Raw genomic sequence first — 18271 nt, forward strand, 5'->3', positions numbered from 1 at the left:
ATAAAGAATGGGTAACGTTTTAGTAGTAATAGAACAAAGAGAAAATGTAATTCAAACCGTTTCTTTAGAATTGCTAGGAAAGGCTACAGAAATAGCAAAAGATTATGATACAAAAGTTTCTGCATTACTTTTAGGAAGTAAAGTAGAAGGTTTAATAGATACATTAGCACATTATGGAGCAGATGAAGTAATTGTAGTTGATGATGAAGCTTTAGCATTGTATACAACTGAACCATATACAAAGGCAGCTTATGAAGCAATAAAAGCAGCTGACCCAATAGTTGTATTATTTGGAGCAACTTCAATAGGTAGAGATTTAGCTCCTAGAGTATCTGCTAGAATACATACAGGACTTACTGCTGACTGTACAGGACTTGCAGTAGCTGAGGATACAAAATTATTATTAATGACAAGACCTGCTTTTGGTGGAAATATAATGGCAACAATAGTTTGTAAAGACTTTAGACCTCAAATGTCTACAGTTAGACCAGGTGTTATGAAGAAAAATGAAATTGATGAAACTAAAGAGGCTGTAATTAATCGTTTTAAAGTAGAATTTACTGAAGCTGACAAATTAGTTCAAGTTGTAGAAGTAATCAAAGAAGCTAAAAAACAAGTTAAAATAGAAGATGCTAAGATATTAGTTTCTGCTGGACGTGGAATGGGTGGAAAAGAAAACTTAGATATACTTTATGAATTAGCTGAAATCATAGGTGGAGAAGTTTCTGGTTCTCGTGCCACTATAGATGCAGGATGGTTAGACAAAGCAAGACAAGTTGGTCAAACTGGTAAAACTGTAAGACCAGACCTTTATATAGCTTGTGGTATATCTGGAGCAATACAGCATATAGCTGGTATGGAAGATGCTGAGTTTATAGTTGCTATAAATAAAAATCCAGAAGCCCCAATATTTAAGTATGCTGATGTTGGTATAGTTGGAGACGTTCATAAAGTACTTCCAGAACTTATCAGTCAGTTAAGTGTTGCAAAAGAAAAAGGTGAAGTTTTAGCTAACTAATTTCTTGGGGAGGGTATTATGAGTACAAGTGATGTTAAAGTTTATGAGAATGTAGCTGTTGAAGTAGATGGAAATATATGTACAGTGAAAATGAATAGACCTAAAGCCCTTAATGCAATAAATTCAAAAACTTTAGAAGAACTTTATGAAGTATTTGTAGATATTAATAATGATGAAACTATTGATGTTGTAATATTGACAGGGGAAGGAAAAGCATTTGTAGCTGGAGCAGATATTGCATATATGAAAGATTTAGATGCTGTAGCTGCTAAAGATTTTAGTAGCTTAGGAGCCAAAGCTTTTGGAGAAATAGAAAATAGTAAAAAAGTAGTAATAGCTGCTGTAAATGGATTTGCTTTAGGTGGAGGATGCGAGCTTGCAATGTCATGTGATATAAGAATTGCATCTGCTAAAGCTAAATTTGGGCAACCAGAGGTAACTCTTGGAATAACTCCAGGATATGGTGGAACTCAAAGACTTACAAGACTGGTTGGAATGGCAAAAGCAAAAGAATTAATCTTTACAGGTCAAGTTATAAAAGCTGATGAAGCTGAAAAAATAGGGCTAGTAAATAGAGTTGTTGAGCCAGAAGTTTTAATGGAAGAGGTTGAAAAATTAGCTAAGATAATAGCTAAAAATGCTCAGCTTGCAGTTAGATACTCTAAAGAAGCAATACAACTTGGTGCTCAAACTGATATAAATACTGGAATAGATATAGAATCTAATTTATTTGGTCTTTGTTTTTCAACTAAAGACCAAAAAGAAGGAATGTCAGCTTTTGTTGAAAAAAGAGAAGCTAACTTTATAAAAGGGTAAAAAATCTAATTAAAAATATATTTGCTGTTAACTAGATTGAATCAATATTTTAATCTAGTTAGCAGAATATAAATACTAAAATAACAGGAGGTTATAACTATGAAATTAGCTGTAATAGGTAGTGGAACTATGGGAAGTGGTATTGTACAAACTTTTGCAAGTTGTGGTCATGATGTATGTTTAAAGAGTAGAACTCAAGGTGCTATAGATAAATGTTTAGGTTTATTAGATAAAAATTTAACTAAGTTAGTTACTAAAGGAAAAATGGATGAAGCTACAAAAGCAGAGATATTAAGTCATGTTAGTTCAACTACTAACTATGAAGACTTAAAAGATATGGATTTAATAATAGAAGCATCTGTAGAAGATATGAACATAAAGAAAGATGTTTTCAAATTATTAGATGAATTATGTAAAGAAGACACTATTTTAGCAACAAATACTTCATCATTATCTATAACAGAAATAGCTTCTTCTACTACTAGACCAGATAAAGTTATAGGAATGCATTTCTTCAATCCAGTTCCTATGATGAAATTAGTTGAGGTTATAAGCGGACAGTTAACATCAAAAGTTACTTTTGATACAGTATTTGAATTATCTAAGAGTATCAATAAAGTACCAGTAGATGTATCTGAATCTCCTGGATTTGTAGTAAACAGAATACTTATACCTATGATAAATGAAGCTGTTGGTATATATGCAGATGGCGTTGCAAGTAAAGAAGAAATAGATGAAGCTATGAAATTAGGAGCAAACCATCCAATGGGACCATTAGCATTAGGTGATTTAATAGGATTAGACGTTGTTTTAGCTATAATGAACGTTCTATATACTGAATTTGGAGATACTAAATATAGACCTCATCCACTTTTAGCTAAAATGGTTAGAGCTAATCAATTAGGAAGAAAAACTAAGATAGGATTCTATGATTACAATAAATAAAAATTTAGAAATTTAAATAGTATTGTTTAAAAAACAATTTCGATAATCTGATAAAAATCTAATTTTACGGGGGTAATGAATATGAGAGAAGTAGTAATTGCCAGTGCAGCTAGAACAGCAGTAGGAAGTTTCGGAGGAGCATTTAAATCAGTTTCAGCAGTAGATTTAGGAATAACAGCGGCTAAAGAAGCTATAAAAAGAGCTAATATAACTCCAGATATGATAGATGAATCACTTTTAGGAGGAGTACTTACAGCAGGTCTTGGACAAAATATAGCAAGACAAATAGCATTAGGTGCAGGAATACCAGTAGAAAAACCAGCTATGACTATAAATATAGTTTGTGGTTCTGGATTAAGATCTGTTTCAATGGCATCTCAACTTATAGCATTAGGTGATGCTGATATAATGCTAGTTGGTGGAGCTGAAAACATGAGTATGTCTCCTTATTTAGTACCAAGTGCTAGATACGGTGCAAGAATGGGTGATGCTGCTTTTGTTGATTCAATGATAAAAGATGGATTATCAGACATATTCAATAACTACCACATGGGTATTACTGCTGAAAATATAGCAGAGCAATGGAATATAACTAGAGAAGAACAAGATGAACTAGCTCTTGCAAGCCAAAATAAAGCTGAAAAAGCTCAAGTTGAAGGAAAATTTGACGAAGAAATAGTTCCAGTTGTTATAAAAGGTAGAAAAGGTGACACTATAGTAGATAAAGATGAATATATAAAAGCTGGTACTACAATAGAAAAACTTGCTAAATTAAGACCAGCATTTAAGAAAGATGGAACAGTTACTGCTGGTAACGCATCAGGAATCAATGATGGTGCTGCTATGTTAGTAGTAATGGCTAAGGAAAAAGCTGAAGAATTAGGAATAGAGCCTCTTGCTACTATAGTTTCTTATGGAACAGCTGGTGTTGACCCTAAGATAATGGGATATGGACCAGTTCCAGCAACTAAAAAAGCTTTAGAAGCTGCTAATATGACTATAGAAGACATAGATTTAGTTGAAGCTAATGAGGCATTTGCTGCTCAATCTATAGCTGTAGTAAAAGATTTAAATATAGATATGGCTAAAGTTAATGTTAATGGTGGAGCAATAGCTATAGGGCATCCAATAGGTTGTTCAGGAGCAAGAATACTTACTACACTTCTATATGAAATGAAGAGAAGAGATGCTAAAACTGGTTTAGCTACACTTTGTATAGGTGGTGGAATGGGAACTACTCTAATAGTTAAAAGATAGTTCTAGATTATAATTTAAAAAAATTAAATATTCAACTATGAATGTAACCTGTAAGAGTAACTATTTGTTATTCTTACAGGTTTTTATAGTTAAAAATAATTATTATCTATTAAACAAAAATAGTGTAAAATATATAATATCATGATTTTGAAGATATAAAAGAAAGTAGGTAAAGGCTTGTTTAAAAAAGAAAATCAAAGATATAATATAATATCATATACAAATGAGGAAGAAATGACTTTAAAAGAAGTTTTATTGGACAAACTAAATTTTTCGGTTAGGTCATTATCAAAAATGAAGAGAGAAAAGAGTGTTTTAGTAAATGGGGTATATAAAAAGCCAAGTATAAAAGTATATTGTGGTGATTTAATAGAGGTAAAAATAGAAGAAGAAAAAGCTAGATTTGAACCTCAAGATTTAAATTTACAAATAATATATGATGATTTTGATATAATCATGGTAAATAAACCTCCATTTATGGTAGTTCATCCAACCAAAAGCCACTATGATAAAACAATAGCAAATGGTATTAGTTACTATATAGATAGTCAGAAAGAAAATGTAAAAATACGATTTGTAAACAGGTTGGATATGAATACCTCAGGACTCGTTATAGTAGCGAAAAATGCTTATGCACATCATACTTTGTCTATAGCAATGAGTGAAAATAAAGTTAAAAAAACGTATATAACAGTAGTTGATGGAATTATAGAAGAAGATGAGGGAACTATAAATGAGCCAATCTATAGACAGACAGAGGATTCAATAAAGAGAGTAATAGATGAAAGAGGACAGGCATCTGTTACTCATTATAAAGTGATAGAAAGATTAAAAAATGCAACTGTACTAGAAATAAGTTTAGAGACTGGCAGAACACATCAAATAAGGGTGCACATGGCTCATATAGGGCATGGAATAATAGGTGATGAGTTATATGGTTGTGTAGATGAAAAACTTATAGATAGGCAAGCACTTCATGCTTATGAGTTGGAGTTTGAGCAACCAAGGACAAAAGAAAAATTGAAATTTAAAGCAGATATACCAAAGGATATGAAAGAGTTAATATCGAAATTAAGATAATGGGGTGATATATATGATAATACATAAATTTATAATACACGTTTTGGACAAAAATAGTGATGTTCCAATATTAAATGACTTTGAAGGTAAAGTTAACCAAGAAGTGGATGGCTTTTTTCAAAAATCTATAAAAAGAATTGCAAAGGATGAGGATTTAAGAAAAGGTATTTTTAAAGATTATAATGATAATCTAATTAAGAACTGTTGTGAACAAATAATATATGATGAAAGTTCTTTTTTAAAAAACTCTAAAGAGATTGCATCTTACCTGTTTGATGTTATGAAAATTAATGCTGCACTAGAATCTTGTGATTTAGCAATCTGTTTATATACTATTAAGGATGAAAAGAGTGTAGCTATATTAAAATTAGACTATAAAAAGTTATATACTCATTCAATTGAATTTGTAGATGATAAATTTAATATTCAAATGGTTTCAAATGAAATTGGTATTCCAGAGACTCTAAGACAAAAGCAAGGAGCGTTGATTAGTCTAAGTGGAATAAATGATGAGTTTCATCTAAGACTTTTAGATAAAGATGCAGAAAAAGAAGGTTCAGAATCAAAATTTGTGACAGAATTTTTAAATGCTAAAAAAATCGATGATGATAAGTATAAGACAAAAGTATTTAAAAACACAGCTGAAAATTGGATAACAAATGCTCTTAGTAATGATATAAAACAGGCAGAAGATGTAAGAAGTATATTAAATTATACATTAAAAGAAAAACATGAGGTTGATATAAATGACTTTGTTGATAATTCAATTAAGGATGATGAATTAAAGGATAGTTTCAAAGAACATATGGAGGAAAAAGGTCTTGATGAAGGTTTTAGTATAGATAAAAAATGGGTTGAGAAAAAGCTTAAAAAAAGAAGTATAAAAACAGATAATGGATTTGATATAAAAGGAAACTTAACTGATTTTGAAGACCCAATGAAATATACTGTAAAACAAAATCAAGATGGAACCATAGATATAGTAATAAAGAATGTAACATTTTATGAAGAAAAGTAACTTTAATTTGAGTAATTTATATATGAAAATTGAATATTTTCTATAATTGTAAATAAACGTAATATAGTCTGTGTAAACTTCGATATAAATTATTATATAGAAGTTTACACAGACTATTTATATTTGTAGACAAAACAATACTATTTGTTTTCTTCGATATATTTACATATATCACCAATACATTTAAAATTCTCAGCTTCTTCGTCTGGTATTTCTATTCCAAATTCGTCTTCAAGGGCCATTATAATTTCAACAGCATCTAGTGAATCAGCTTCTAAGTCATCCATTAAAGATGCTTCCATAGTTATCTCATCTAAATTGTCTACCCCTAATTGTTCTGCTATTATTTCTTTTATTTTTTCAAACATTTTAAGCCTCCTAAAGCAGTTTTAATTAATTTTAATGTTAGTTTAATATAATATCGAGAATTTTTCAATACGGAATCCATAAAAAATAATAAAATTTTATAAAGGTAGTAATAAAGTCTTATTTGGTGAATAAACTTTATTGATAACAAATATAACTTAGGAGGAAATGCTATGAAATATGTAGGACTATTACTAGCATCAGTAGGAATGTTTTTACTTGTAGCAGTAAATTTTTATTATAATTCAATAACTTTAGATATGCAACGTATAGAGGATTATGTAATGGAGACAAATTTAATACTTGAAGATGTGGCTGAAAAAGATAGTTATGTATCTAATGAAAAAGAAGATTACATATCAAGATTAATGCATGTAAAGAAAGGGATAGAAAACTCAAAAACATCATTCTTGATAGAAAGATATAAAGAATACAAAGTAAAATCAATAGAGAGTTTAATTTATACTATATCAGAAGAGAAAAAAGATTATCTAGATGAAGTTGATAGATACAATAAACTTGGTGAAAAAGAAATAAATAAACTAATCAATAAAAATTTTTTAGAAGTAACTTATCTGTCTATTACTACATATATTTAATTAAAGAGACAGAACTTAGTCTCTTAATGATTCAAGGAGGATTAGTTATGACAAAATTAGAAGACAATATGGAACGTTTCTTTGGAGGATGCGAAGGATTTTTTGGTAATAAAATGTTGATAATAATAGTTATAGTATTCTTATTATTATGTACAGACATTTTAGAAGACTTATTATGCGATGACAATATATGGATATGGGTTATACTAATAGTATTGTTGTTATTTAACTTCGATGATGGTTGTTGTTGCTAAAAAATATTGATTATTAAATAGGCAAAGCCAGTAACTTATACAAGTTATGGTTTTGCCTTTTTTAGTTTAGATTACAAATTTAATACTTCATTATAAATAAAATAATCTGTAAAGTGATTGTTTACCATACTTATAGTCTGTATGAATGTACAAACTTTACTTTTTTAGGATAAGAAAAAATTAAAAAATAATAAAAATACATTAGCAAAATGGAAACCAAATGCATAGTATATGTTAGGAGCGAAAAGCTCAACAAAATATCAACAGGAGGTAACGTGGAATGTTAGATAGATTCTTTGGAGAAGAAGGATGTTTTGGTGGAGGAGGATGGTGGATAATAGTACTATTCTTCCTATTTTTAGCTTTTGGAGATAGCTGGGCAGAATTTGACATAATGTCATGGATACCATTCTTAATAGTTTTATTAATACTTTGCTGCTGTGGTGGATGCTTAGAGTAAAGATAGTAGTTACTAAAAAAAGGAGGGCTTTGTTATGTTAGATAGATTTTTTGGAGAAGAAGGATGTTTTGGTGGAGGAGGATGGTGGATAATAGTACTATTCTTCCTATTCTTAGCTTTTGAAGATTGTTGGAGAGATATAGACATAATGTCATGGATACCATTCTTAATACTATTATTAATAACTTGTTCATGTGGTGGATTCTTTGAAGGTGATGGAGGCTGCGGTTGCTAGGATTAAACCGTTGCAATGTAAAAATGCTGGTATTTTATACCAGCATTTTTTTATTTTGTTTTTTAATATGATTTAAATTAATAATGAATATTATTAAATTTGTTGAATATAGGGTATAATATAAAATATAATGTATTTAAATGTACTTGCTTTTATGGTAAAATAAAAACTTATATAAATATAGTTAAAATAGGGACCTTCACAAATTGGGTTCAGTTTTAGATAAATTTAGTAAAATAAGGAGGATGAAGATGAAAGGTAATATAACGATAAAAGATGTTGCTAAACAAGCAGGCGTGTCAATATCTACAGTATCTAGAGTTATAAATGATTCAAAACCTGTGACTGATGAAGTCAAACAAAAAGTTTTAGAAGTTATAAAAGAAACAGGATATATACCAAATCCGCTTGCAAGAAGTTTAGTAACTAAGAAGAGTCAATTAATAGGGGTAATAGTTCCAGAAGTTTCAGATTCTTTTGTTAATGAGATATTAAATGGGATAGAGGAAGTTGCTAAAATGTATGACTATGATATTCTTTTAGCTAATACATACTCTGATAAAGAACAAGAACTTAAGAGTATAAATCTATTGAGAGCAAAACAAGTGGAAGGTATAGTTATGATTTCATGGGTAGTTGAACAAGAACACATCAACTATATACAAAATTGTGGTATACCAGCAACATATATAAGTAAAACTGCTAGAAATTATGATATATATACAGTAAGTACTAGTAATAAAGAGGCTACTTTTGATATGACAGAACATCTTATAAAGAAAGGTCATGAAAAGATAGCTTTTATAATGACAAGTAAAGATGATACTGTTTTAGAGATGGAGAGACTTTCAGGTTATGAGAAAGCACTTTCAAATAACAACATAGAATTAAACCAGAGTTTAATTAAATATGGTGGAACTGATTATGAAAGTGGATACAATAGTATGAAAGAATTATTAGATGATGGAATAATACCTCATGCAGCTTTTGTAACAGGTGATGAGGCCGCTATAGGTGCTATAAACGCTATCTGTGATGCTGGATATAAAGTTCCAGAAGATATATCAGTTGCAGGATTTAATGATGTTAAGATAGCTAAAATGTATAGACCTAAACTTACTACAGTATATCAACCTTTATATGATATGGGAGCAGTAGCAATAAGAATGGTTATAAAATTAATAAACAAAGAAATAATTGAAAATAAGAAAATAGAATTACCTTACAGAATTGTTGATAGAGAAAGTGTTATAGAAAGAAAAAAATAAAACCATTAAAATCAATCAGGTAGTGCTTAAGCACTACCTGATTTTTTATGTCAATAATATCAAATTTAAGAATACTTCAGTTGAAAAAATAATTGTCATGAATATCTAAACAATTTATTTTTATTTATTCATGAGGATTGGACTTCTTAGTTTTTTTAAATAAACCTTTAGATTTTTTTTGTTGACCATTTGGTGTATTTTTTGGTGCAGGGGAACTTGGTTTACCTTTAGTAGGTTTAGTTTTCTTACTTTTAACTGCTTTAGTATCTCTTTGAGTTTCTGCATCTGAGATTTTTTCCATTATATTATCTAATTTTTTGCGTTGATTTTCATCTAAAAATGCTTTGAATTTTGATACTACTTCATCTCTTCCATCCAAGTTTTTACCTATTTTTATAAGTTCCTCCATAAGTTCATTTTCTGATTTTCCTTTGTAATTATCAGCAATCTTTTCTATCTTATCCTTATCAATATTTTTTTGTTTAGCCATTTTTTCTAATGACTCTGTATCTAATTTTTTCATAAAAAAACCCCTTTCTATAAATATATATTGAATTATATTCATACTATTTATATATAGAAATAATATTGAAGTGGTGAATTGTGAGTGATATATAATATAAATAAAAATTCTTATAGATAATATATATGCACTGAGCTTTAAAAATGGAACATTAAAATATGAAAAACATACTTTAATATAGGGCAATTATATAATATAAGGGGGAATTGTCTTGAATAATTTACTATTTTTGATTGGAGTGATTGCATTGAGTAATGGTAATATCTCTATATTTGATGATAAAAATAAATCAAAAGGAAATAATAGAGTTAGAAAAAACAAAAAAAATGCAAATGATAAACTTTCACAGTCTACACATGGAAATTTAAGATTTGATGCAAATGATATAAAAAGAGGCTTAAGGCTTATGGATTTAAGTGAAGAAGATTTAGAAATGGGAATGGAAATAATAACAAGAACTAAAAAATACATGTCAAGAGATGAAAGGAAAATACTAATAAAAATAGAGAGTGTTTTAGACTTGGTTAGAGGTATAAAAAAATTAAATAATATAGATGTAGTAGATTCGGAAGATGAAACAGACTTTTTCAGAAAAATGGATAGTGACGATAAAAAGAATATGATGATAAAAGAAATTATAGATGTATTCCCAGAAAAAAGAAAAAATTCGGTTGAGAAAGCTATAGGAATGAAAAAGAAAATAGATTTATTTGCAGAATTGTTTTTGCCAGATGACTTTGGAGAAGGTGGATTCAGTCTAAGTTCTTTGGCAAATATAAATAATCTTGGTAGCATGAATAATCTTAAATTATTGGGAAGTCTTTTAAGAGGTGATGATAGTAATAATGATGATGATGAAGATAATAATGAAGAATTAGATTATGAAGAAGAATTGGATGATGAAGATGAAGAATTAGATTATGAAGAAGAGTTAACAGATGAGAATGAAATATATAATGATGAAGAAGAATCAATGGAAGAAGAGGAAATATACTATGAAAATGTCGAAAACGATGAAGATATAGTTTATGATGAAGAATTATACAATGTAAATGAGCAAAAATCTGAACATAATTATAATGAAAAAAATACTAAAAATAGAGCTAAGAGAAAGAGATAATTTAACTAACTACATAAAGAGAAAAGGAAGAAAAAGTAATACTAGAATAAGTTTATCTTAATTACTATATAAAACCACTTTAAAAAATTCGAAATTTATTATATAATAATAGTATGAAATCCTGAAACATACGATAAGGCTTTTTTAAATTCAACCTACAAATGAAATACGGGAGACCGTGTCTAGTAAATTATAACATGCCTGTTTAGTTTGGACGTTAAAGGTTACTGGCAAGTCACCCACCTGGGAGTGCCTAGGGTGTGAATTTACTTAGCCACCGGTGTTTCGGGACAAAAAAAGTGCTACTATTTCAAATAGTAGTACTTTTTTTATTAAAATGCATTTTTCTACTAAATATATCTAATTATTGATAAATTTAAAAAGCGAAGTAACAATTAAGTTTATAAGAGCATAGTATTAATTAGGCTTCAAAAAGCCGAGACTTAATTAGAATAGCTTACAGGGAGGGCAATGAAAAATGCAAGATTATAAAAAAAATAAAAGAAGAATGATAAATCAGCCAATGCCTACAATTAGTGAAGAAGAAGTGTATACAGAGGAAATGAATTCAGAAGATATGAGAGGATTTAAAAAATCACATCATCATAATAATGGATGTAATAATGATAATAAGTGTGAATGTCATGATGATTGCAAACCTAATCCATGCAATCCATGCAAACCTAACCCATGCAAACCTAATCCATGTGATCCATGTAAACCTAATCCATGTGATGACAATTGTGGATGCCATGACAATTGTAAATGTGATTGTGAACCATGTCAAATGGATTCAGATGAATGTTTTGAAAACAAATGTGGACCAAATTGCTGCAATCCTATATCACCAAGAAACTTCTCTGTATCAAATGCAGTGCCATTTGCAATAGAGGCTAATAGAATATTTGATACTATGCAATTCCAAACATTTACAGATGCAACTGGACCAAATGGAGAACCATTAACTTTTGAAACAGAAGTAGTAGAAGTATTTGGTTCAGTTCCAAGTGCAGGTCAAGCAAGTGTAACTATAGAAAAAATATGCTTAAGTAATGATGGAATAGTTATAGACACAGGAATGACAACTTTAGAAGATTTCGATTTAGATCCATTAGGAGATATAGTAGGAAGAAATTGTGAAACAACTTTTGAATTTGCAGTATGTGGAGAAAGAAACGCTGAATGTTGTAGACAAGGAAAAGGCAAATCAGTAGCTTATAAACAAAGAGGATTAACTGTAGCAGTTCGTAATTTAGTATTAGAGCTAAGAGGTAGATGTGGATGTACAGAATTCGTTGCATTAGCTTTCCCAGCAGTCAGAGCAGGAGGTGGATGTAAGAGAAGAGTTGATTATGTAGAATTTACTTTTAACACACTTTCAGCACCAATATGCTTACCAGCTGACGGAAGAGCTGTTACTTTAAGACAAGAATATCAAACTAACTTAACTGTAGATTGTATAGGAAAATCTATATTAAAATTAGAATGTAACGAATGTTGTGAACCTTTCTATGAATTAATAATACCAAATGATATAGATTTAGTACTTTGCTTACAAGAAACAGTTAGCACATTAATAAGTGAACAAATAGTAGTTTTAGCATCACCAAATCCAATCGAACCAAGACTTGTTGATACTTTCTCTAAAGTATGTGATTTTTCGCAATGTGGACCTAATCACGGAAGTGGTAAGCCTAGTTGCCACAGATAGATAGGTAGATATATAGACAGTTTAAATTATAAATAAAAATCATCTAAGGAAGGCTACCAATGTAAATTATTTACTTTGGTAGCCTTCACGTTTTTATAACTAGTGTATAGATTTTAGTGATTTAAAAAGTACTATAGTATGTAATAGACAAGTAAATATTGATACGATTGTCATTGTGTATATGTATGCATAAATATTAAGACCTGGAATAGGTAGGAATACGTATAGAGCCACTAGTTGAATTAACATACCAATTATAGTATTTATGCTTGAGGCTAACTCTTTTCTTATTGAATGTAAAATGCCAGATAGAGTTTGATTTAATGACATAAATAATGGAACTAAAAACATGGCTTTTAAATATTCTCCAGCAAGTTTATTTTTAAATACTAACACACATAAATCTTTTCCAAAGAAATAAAAAAATATTGATGATAGTATGCCTACAAATAAAGTTAGAAGTACAGAGTATTTTATTTTTTTTAAGACACTCTTACGTTTTCTTAGAGCTATTTCTTGTGATATAGTAGGTATCAAGTTTACAATAAGTGCTGAACCAACAGTAAAAGGTAAAAATATAAATGGCATTACCATTCCACTGACAACACCATACATGCTTAGCGATTGCTGATAAGTCATTCCTGATAATGCTAATCTCGATGGTATCATCATAGAACTAATAGACTGCAAAAGTATATTTGACATTCTGTTACAAGTTATTGGAATGGACATTTTTAATGTTTCCATTGAAGAATTATAAAAATCTTTTATACTTATAATATACCTATTGTCAAACGATGAATCTCTCCATAAGCAAATAAGCATGAATACAATATTACTCAATTCACCAATCGATATACCTAATAGGGCAATATAACAATTCATAGATTTATTATTTATGTACATAACAAGTAAAAAAACAAATAAAATTTTACCAATCTGTTCAATAATTTGTCCAATAGCAGGGATTTTTACATTCTTTATACCATAATAATATCCTCTTAGTACATTTGAAAGAGTTATTATAACTATAGCAGGGCAAACTGCTAGTATAAATAGGTTTAATTTAGCGTCTTTTAAAAACTTAAGTGATAAAAAAGAGCTATTGAAGGATGCAACTATAGATATAGCAAGTGCTACGAAAAATGATATATATAAAGTTGATATAAATAAAGCATTAGTATTGTGTCTATCATTTAAAGCTTTTCTCTTTGCGACTAAACAACTAAGTGCAGTAGGTATACCTGTTGTTGTAACAGCTAAACAAATCATTAAAAAGTTAAAAATCATATGGTAAATACCTAGACCCGTTTCACCCAAAGCCCTTGATAAGAATATTTTATACAAAAACCCAAATATCCTTACAATAAAATTAGATATAAATAGAATAACTGTTGATAGTACTAAATAAGGTACTTTCAAAAAAATCACCTCCTTATCTTTTAAATATATTCACAAGGAGGTGTAAAAATTTATAATTTTATAAATTCTGGTTTCAATTTATTAAATTTAGATACATATTTAAAGCCCATGTTTTTTAGTAATGCATATATGTAATCAAATTCACAGGCAATTTGACTTACATGATGTGAATCTGAACCTGTAGTTATAATTTCTCCTCCCAAGTCTTTATACATCTGAAGGATATATCTAGATGGAGTTAAATCTGGAAGGTTATATCTGTAGCAAGATGTATTTATCTCAATACCTTTACCATCATAAATAGCTTGTTTAAGAGTTTCTTCAATTATATCTGAAAATAGTCTATCATCTAAAATAGTATCATAAGGTGCATATCTTTTAATTAAATCTAAGTGACCTAAAATAGAGTAATCCTTATAATTCTTAACAATATTATATAAGTAAAGGTAGTAATTTTCATAAACTTCATGCTGAGTTTTATCTTTAAAATAACTACCAAGGTATAAATCCATTGTATCTATAGCATGAATAGAACATATTATAAAGTCCAATGGATATTGATGAGCTTCTTTTCTATAGGTGTCCATTAATTGAGTCTGAACTCCAAATTCAATTCCTTTTTTTATTGAGATTTTATCCTTATATTTATTTTGAAGAGTTTCTAGACTTCTAAAATAGTCTTCATATACAATTGAAAAAGAATCATCGGCATAAACATCATAATCAACATGGTCTGTGAAACAAATTTCATTTAAACCAAGTTCAATTGATTTTTTTATCATTTCTTCCATTGTAGATTTTCCATCAGTAGAGAAACTTGAGTGCATGTGATAGTCGTAAAACATAAATATTTCCCCTTTTTATAAAAATTTTGGTATTATATATACATACTAAATAATATCAAATATATGTGAAAGCATCAATAAAATATAAATACAATGAGCGGTGATAAAGGTGGAAAAATACAGAATAGATTTAAGTGAAAAAAAGTTAACTAAATATATACAGATATTTAATCATATAAAAGAATTGATAATAAATAAAGAGTTAGTGGAACATGAAAAGCTACCACCAATAAGAAAACTATCAGATTTCTTACAAGTAAATAATACTACCATAGTTAAAGTATATGAACTCTTAGAGAATGAAGGATATGTATATAAGATTGTAGGTAGCGGAACTTTTGTATCAAGTTCAAATTCTTATAAAAGTGGTATAGACAACAGAAAAAACAAGAATACTGTGCAAAGAGAAGATTTAATTCATTTTGATAATGGAAATCCATCTAATGATATGTTTCCTATTGATTCCTTTAAAAATGCTGTAAATATGGCATTATCTAAAGATGGCAGTTCGATATTTGATTACGATGAAGGTCTTGGTTCTGAAGAATTAAGAGAAAAGATGGTAGAGTATCTAAGTGACGGAAATATAAAAACTACTAAAGAAAATATTCAAATCATATCTGGTGCTCAACAAGGTATAGATATAGTTTGTAAAGGGCTTATAAGTTATTCAGATGTTGTCTTTATGGAAGAGCCTTCTTATAATGGAGCGATTGAAGTATTTAAAAGTAGAGGTGCAAAAATAATATCTATACCTATGTTAGATGATGGAATTGATATAGGTATTTTAAAATTAAAATTGGAAAAAATAAAACCAAGACTTATATATATTATGCCTAACTTTCAAAATCCAACAGGAATATCTTATTCAACATATAAAAAAAAGAAGTTAATAGAATTAGCAGAAGAACATGATTTTTATATAATTGAAGATGATTTTATAAGTGATTTTATATTTGAATCAAAAGACAATAGGACAGTTAGAAGTTATGATGATAAAAATAGAGTGGTATATATAAAGAGTTTTTCAAAAATACTTATGCCAGGTCTTAGGATAGGAATTGTAGAAATGCCAAATGAACTGCTAAAGAAGGTTTTATGGGCTAAATACTCTTCAGATATATCAACACCAGGTCTTATTCAAAAATCAATGTATTACTATATGGAGAATTTTGATTGGAAAAATTATCTGAATCATATAGAGAAGATATATACTGATAAGTACAAATTGGCAAAAAGCTTGATTAATAATAAATTGAGTGGTAAATTAAAAGTTAGAAAATCTTGTGGAGGAATAAACTTTTTTTTAGAATTACCAAGAGGATATACATCCCAAGGATTTACAAGTTTTATGCTGAACAAAGGAGTATCTATGCTTCCAGGAACTTATTTTTTTGACAATTTAGTAGATGATAGATTTTTTAGGATAAACATAGCTCGTCCAAGCATGGAAGAATTAGAAAAAGGAATAACCATAATCAGTGATAATATAGATGAGTTTTTTTGTGAATATAAAAACAAGTTAGATATAAAAAGCAATAAATTATTTTATTAAATAAATAGAAGTCTTTAGGAGGAAAACATGTTTGACAAAAAGAAGTTAGATAGGATTAATGAATTGGCAAAGAAAAATAAAGAGGGAGTTCTTTCTGATGATGAAATCAAAGAAAGAGAAATTTTAAGAAAAGAATACTTAGAAAATTTTAGGGCACACTTTAAATCAAGACTTGACAGTGTTAAAGTAGTTTCACCAGAGGAATATGAACAGTATATGAAAAACAATAAAAATTAAAACTTAATAGGAGGAAAACATGAACTTAAAGCATGAATTTAAGAATGCATGGGATGTTGAAAGAAAAGAAAATGCTATTGAACAAGTTATGCAATATTCTCGCAATTATATGGATTTTTTAAGTAAATCAAAAACTGAAAGAATTTCAGTAAAAGAAATTATAAAATTAGCTAAAGAAAATAATTATATTTCAATAGATGAAGCTATGGAAAAAGGAAGTATAGGTAGTGGTGACAAAATTTATGTTATAAATAAAGAAAAGGCAGTAGCACTTTTTGTAATAGGTAAAAATTATATAGAAAAAGGTATGAAAATTATAGGAAGTCATATAGATGCACCAAGATTGGATTTAAAACCAAATCCACTATATCAAGAAGGAAACTTAGGTTTTTTTAAAACTCATTATTATGGAGGAATAAAAAAATATCAGTGGACAGCTATCCCTCTTGCTTTACATGGTGTAGTTATATTAAATGATGGAACAAAAGTTGATATATCCATTGGAGAAGAAGAAAGTGACCCAGTATTTTGTGTAACGGATTTATTAGTTCATTTAGCTGGAGACCAAATGCAAAAGAAACTATCTGAAGGAATTAGTGGTGAAGCTTTAAATATATTAATTGGTAATATGCCTTTAAACGATGAGGAAAAAGAACCTATAACAGCAAATATATTAAAGATTTTAAATGAGAAGTATAGTATAGTTGAAGAAGACTTATTAAGTGCTGAAATTGAAGTAGTTCCAGCTGGAAAAGCTAGAGATTTAGGTTTTGATAGGTCAATGGTATTGGGATATGGGCATGATGATAGGGTATGTTCATATGCTGCTGTGAAGGCCATATTAGAAACTGAACAACCAGAATTCACTTCAGTTACATTATGTGTAGACAAAGAAGAAGTTGGTTCTCAAGGAAATACAGGTATGCACTCAAAGTTTTTTGAAAATACTGTAGCTGAATTAATTGCTTTGGAGGGTGATTACTGTGATATTAAGGTAAGAAGAGCCCTAGCAAATAGTAAGGTTTTATCAGCTGATGTTTCTGCTGGATATGACCCAAATTTTAGAGAAGCATATGAAAAGAGAAATTCCGCATATATGGGAAATGGAGTAGTTTTAAATAAGTATACTGGCTCGAGAGGTAAGGGCGGATGTAATGATGCAAATGCAGAATTTATGTCAGAAGTAAGAAGAATTTTTAATGAAGGAAATGTAGTATGGCAAACTGCTGAACTTGGAAAAGTTGACCAAGGAGGAGGCGGAACTATAGCGTATATATTAGCAAATCAAGGTGCAGAGGTTATAGACTGTGGTGTTGGAGTTCTAAATATGCATGCACCACATGAGATTGTCTCTAAGGTAGATATATATGAGATGTACAAGGGATATAAGGCATTTTTTAATATCAACTTATAAATTAAAATATAAGAGTAATAAGTGAATAAAGGCTATTGTATAAACAATTTTAAATTGTTATACAATAGTCTTATTTTTTTGTAAAATAGCAAAAAAAATTGACAACGGTTTTATCTTGTTATAATATG

At 29.0% G+C, this 18271-nt stretch carries 20 protein-coding genes and 1 other RNA gene; 17 read left to right on the forward strand and 4 right to left on the reverse strand.

Annotation, left to right across the window (positions count from 1 at the left end; translation table 11 throughout):
- Positions 1 to 7: 7 nt before the first annotated feature.
- The 6 genes from ACTG48_RS05660 (at position 8) to ACTG48_RS05685 (ending at position 6134) form a co-directional block, all read left to right on the forward strand.
- Positions 8 to 1018 (forward strand): electron transfer flavoprotein subunit alpha/FixB family protein, encoded by a 1011-nt coding sequence (locus ACTG48_RS05660; RefSeq protein WP_021383864.1) that lies wholly within the window; start codon positions 8 to 10, stop codon positions 1016 to 1018.
- Between the two features lie 18 nt (positions 1019 to 1036).
- Positions 1037 to 1834, forward strand: coding sequence for an enoyl-CoA hydratase-related protein (locus tag ACTG48_RS05665; RefSeq protein ID WP_021383809.1), 798 nt, complete (start codon positions 1037 to 1039; stop codon positions 1832 to 1834).
- A gap of 99 nt (positions 1835 to 1933) precedes the next feature.
- The gene (locus ACTG48_RS05670) at positions 1934 to 2779 is read left to right on the forward strand and encodes a 3-hydroxybutyryl-CoA dehydrogenase (protein WP_021383883.1); all 846 of its coding nucleotides are present in this window, start codon (positions 1934 to 1936) and stop codon (positions 2777 to 2779) included.
- An 81-nt stretch (positions 2780 to 2860) separates the two neighbouring features.
- Positions 2861 to 4036, forward strand: coding sequence for an acetyl-CoA C-acetyltransferase (locus ACTG48_RS05675; RefSeq protein ID WP_021383898.1), 1176 nt, complete (start codon positions 2861 to 2863; stop codon positions 4034 to 4036).
- A 177-nt stretch (positions 4037 to 4213) separates the two neighbouring features.
- Positions 4214 to 5116: an RluA family pseudouridine synthase gene (locus ACTG48_RS05680; protein WP_479918356.1), complete on the forward strand. Its 903-nt coding sequence runs from the start codon at positions 4214 to 4216 to the stop codon at positions 5114 to 5116.
- 13 nt (positions 5117 to 5129) lie between these two features.
- A complete protein-coding gene (locus ACTG48_RS05685) occupies positions 5130 to 6134 on the forward strand; it encodes a nucleoid-associated protein (protein WP_021383820.1) in 1005 nt (334 codons plus the stop codon).
- A 140-nt stretch (positions 6135 to 6274) separates the two neighbouring features.
- On the opposite strand, the gene acpP is transcribed toward ACTG48_RS05685, so the two are convergent.
- Positions 6275 to 6502 (reverse strand): acyl carrier protein, encoded by a 228-nt coding sequence (acpP, locus tag ACTG48_RS05690; RefSeq protein WP_003418905.1) that lies wholly within the window; start codon positions 6500 to 6502, stop codon positions 6275 to 6277.
- 171 nt (positions 6503 to 6673) lie between these two features.
- On the opposite strand from acpP, the gene ACTG48_RS05695 reads away from it, so the two are divergent.
- From ACTG48_RS05695 to ccpA, 5 genes are all read left to right on the forward strand, one after another.
- Positions 6674 to 7099: a hypothetical protein gene (locus ACTG48_RS05695; RefSeq protein WP_021383900.1), complete on the forward strand. Its 426-nt coding sequence runs from the start codon at positions 6674 to 6676 to the stop codon at positions 7097 to 7099.
- Between the two features lie 47 nt (positions 7100 to 7146).
- Positions 7147 to 7353, forward strand: a complete 207-nt coding sequence (locus ACTG48_RS05700; protein WP_009888870.1) for a hypothetical protein — start codon at positions 7147 to 7149, stop codon at positions 7351 to 7353.
- A 280-nt stretch (positions 7354 to 7633) separates the two neighbouring features.
- Positions 7634 to 7813, forward strand: coding sequence for a hypothetical protein (locus tag ACTG48_RS05705; RefSeq protein ID WP_021383870.1), 180 nt, complete (start codon positions 7634 to 7636; stop codon positions 7811 to 7813).
- Positions 7814 to 7847: 34 nt separating this feature from the next.
- Positions 7848 to 8048: a hypothetical protein gene (locus tag ACTG48_RS05710; RefSeq protein WP_021383905.1), complete on the forward strand. Its 201-nt coding sequence runs from the start codon at positions 7848 to 7850 to the stop codon at positions 8046 to 8048.
- Positions 8049 to 8293: 245 nt separating this feature from the next.
- Complete coding sequence (gene ccpA, locus ACTG48_RS05715; RefSeq protein ID WP_044212986.1) at positions 8294 to 9316, forward strand: LacI family transcriptional regulator CcpA; 1023 nt, start codon at positions 8294 to 8296, stop codon at positions 9314 to 9316.
- 124 nt (positions 9317 to 9440) lie between these two features.
- Here the strand turns inward: ccpA and ACTG48_RS05720 are convergent, their stop codons facing one another.
- Positions 9441 to 9839: a hypothetical protein gene (locus tag ACTG48_RS05720; RefSeq protein ID WP_021383849.1), complete on the reverse strand. Its 399-nt coding sequence runs from the start codon at positions 9837 to 9839 to the stop codon at positions 9441 to 9443.
- A 211-nt stretch (positions 9840 to 10050) separates the two neighbouring features.
- Between ACTG48_RS05720 and ACTG48_RS05725 the strand changes: the two genes are divergently transcribed.
- The 3 genes from ACTG48_RS05725 to ACTG48_RS05735 all read left to right on the forward strand — a co-directional run bounded on the left by ACTG48_RS05725 (position 10051) and on the right by ACTG48_RS05735 (position 12670).
- Positions 10051 to 10959 (forward strand): hypothetical protein, encoded by a 909-nt coding sequence (locus tag ACTG48_RS05725; RefSeq protein ID WP_479918357.1) that lies wholly within the window; start codon positions 10051 to 10053, stop codon positions 10957 to 10959.
- 115 nt (positions 10960 to 11074) lie between these two features.
- A non-coding RNA gene (gene ssrS / locus ACTG48_RS05730) (6S RNA) lies at positions 11075 to 11255 on the forward strand.
- Between the two features lie 182 nt (positions 11256 to 11437).
- Positions 11438 to 12670, forward strand: coding sequence for an exosporium morphogenetic protein CdeC (locus ACTG48_RS05735; RefSeq protein ID WP_021383829.1), 1233 nt, complete (start codon positions 11438 to 11440; stop codon positions 12668 to 12670).
- Between the two features lie 99 nt (positions 12671 to 12769).
- On the opposite strand, the gene ACTG48_RS05740 is transcribed toward ACTG48_RS05735, so the two are convergent.
- Both ACTG48_RS05740 and ACTG48_RS05745 read right to left on the reverse strand, forming a co-directional pair.
- Positions 12770 to 14092 (reverse strand): polysaccharide biosynthesis protein, encoded by a 1323-nt coding sequence (locus ACTG48_RS05740; protein ID WP_021383867.1) that lies wholly within the window; start codon positions 14090 to 14092, stop codon positions 12770 to 12772.
- A 50-nt stretch (positions 14093 to 14142) separates the two neighbouring features.
- Positions 14143 to 14937, reverse strand: a complete 795-nt coding sequence (locus tag ACTG48_RS05745; protein ID WP_021383853.1) for a histidinol-phosphatase HisJ family protein — start codon at positions 14935 to 14937, stop codon at positions 14143 to 14145.
- A 109-nt stretch (positions 14938 to 15046) separates the two neighbouring features.
- On the opposite strand from ACTG48_RS05745, the gene pdxR reads away from it, so the two are divergent.
- Genes pdxR through ACTG48_RS05760 form a run of 3 tightly spaced genes read left to right on the forward strand, consistent with a single transcriptional unit; the run spans position 15047 to position 18143 of the window.
- Positions 15047 to 16492: a MocR-like pyridoxine biosynthesis transcription factor PdxR gene (pdxR, locus tag ACTG48_RS05750; RefSeq protein ID WP_021383868.1), complete on the forward strand. Its 1446-nt coding sequence runs from the start codon at positions 15047 to 15049 to the stop codon at positions 16490 to 16492.
- Positions 16493 to 16519: 27 nt separating this feature from the next.
- Positions 16520 to 16729, forward strand: coding sequence for a DUF896 domain-containing protein (locus ACTG48_RS05755; RefSeq protein ID WP_021383914.1), 210 nt, complete (start codon positions 16520 to 16522; stop codon positions 16727 to 16729).
- 19 nt (positions 16730 to 16748) lie between these two features.
- Positions 16749 to 18143: an aminopeptidase gene (locus ACTG48_RS05760; protein WP_021383909.1), complete on the forward strand. Its 1395-nt coding sequence runs from the start codon at positions 16749 to 16751 to the stop codon at positions 18141 to 18143.
- Positions 18144 to 18271 lie beyond the last annotated feature (128 nt).

The sequence above is a fragment of the Clostridioides sp. LIBA-6822 genome, assembly GCF_056688955.1.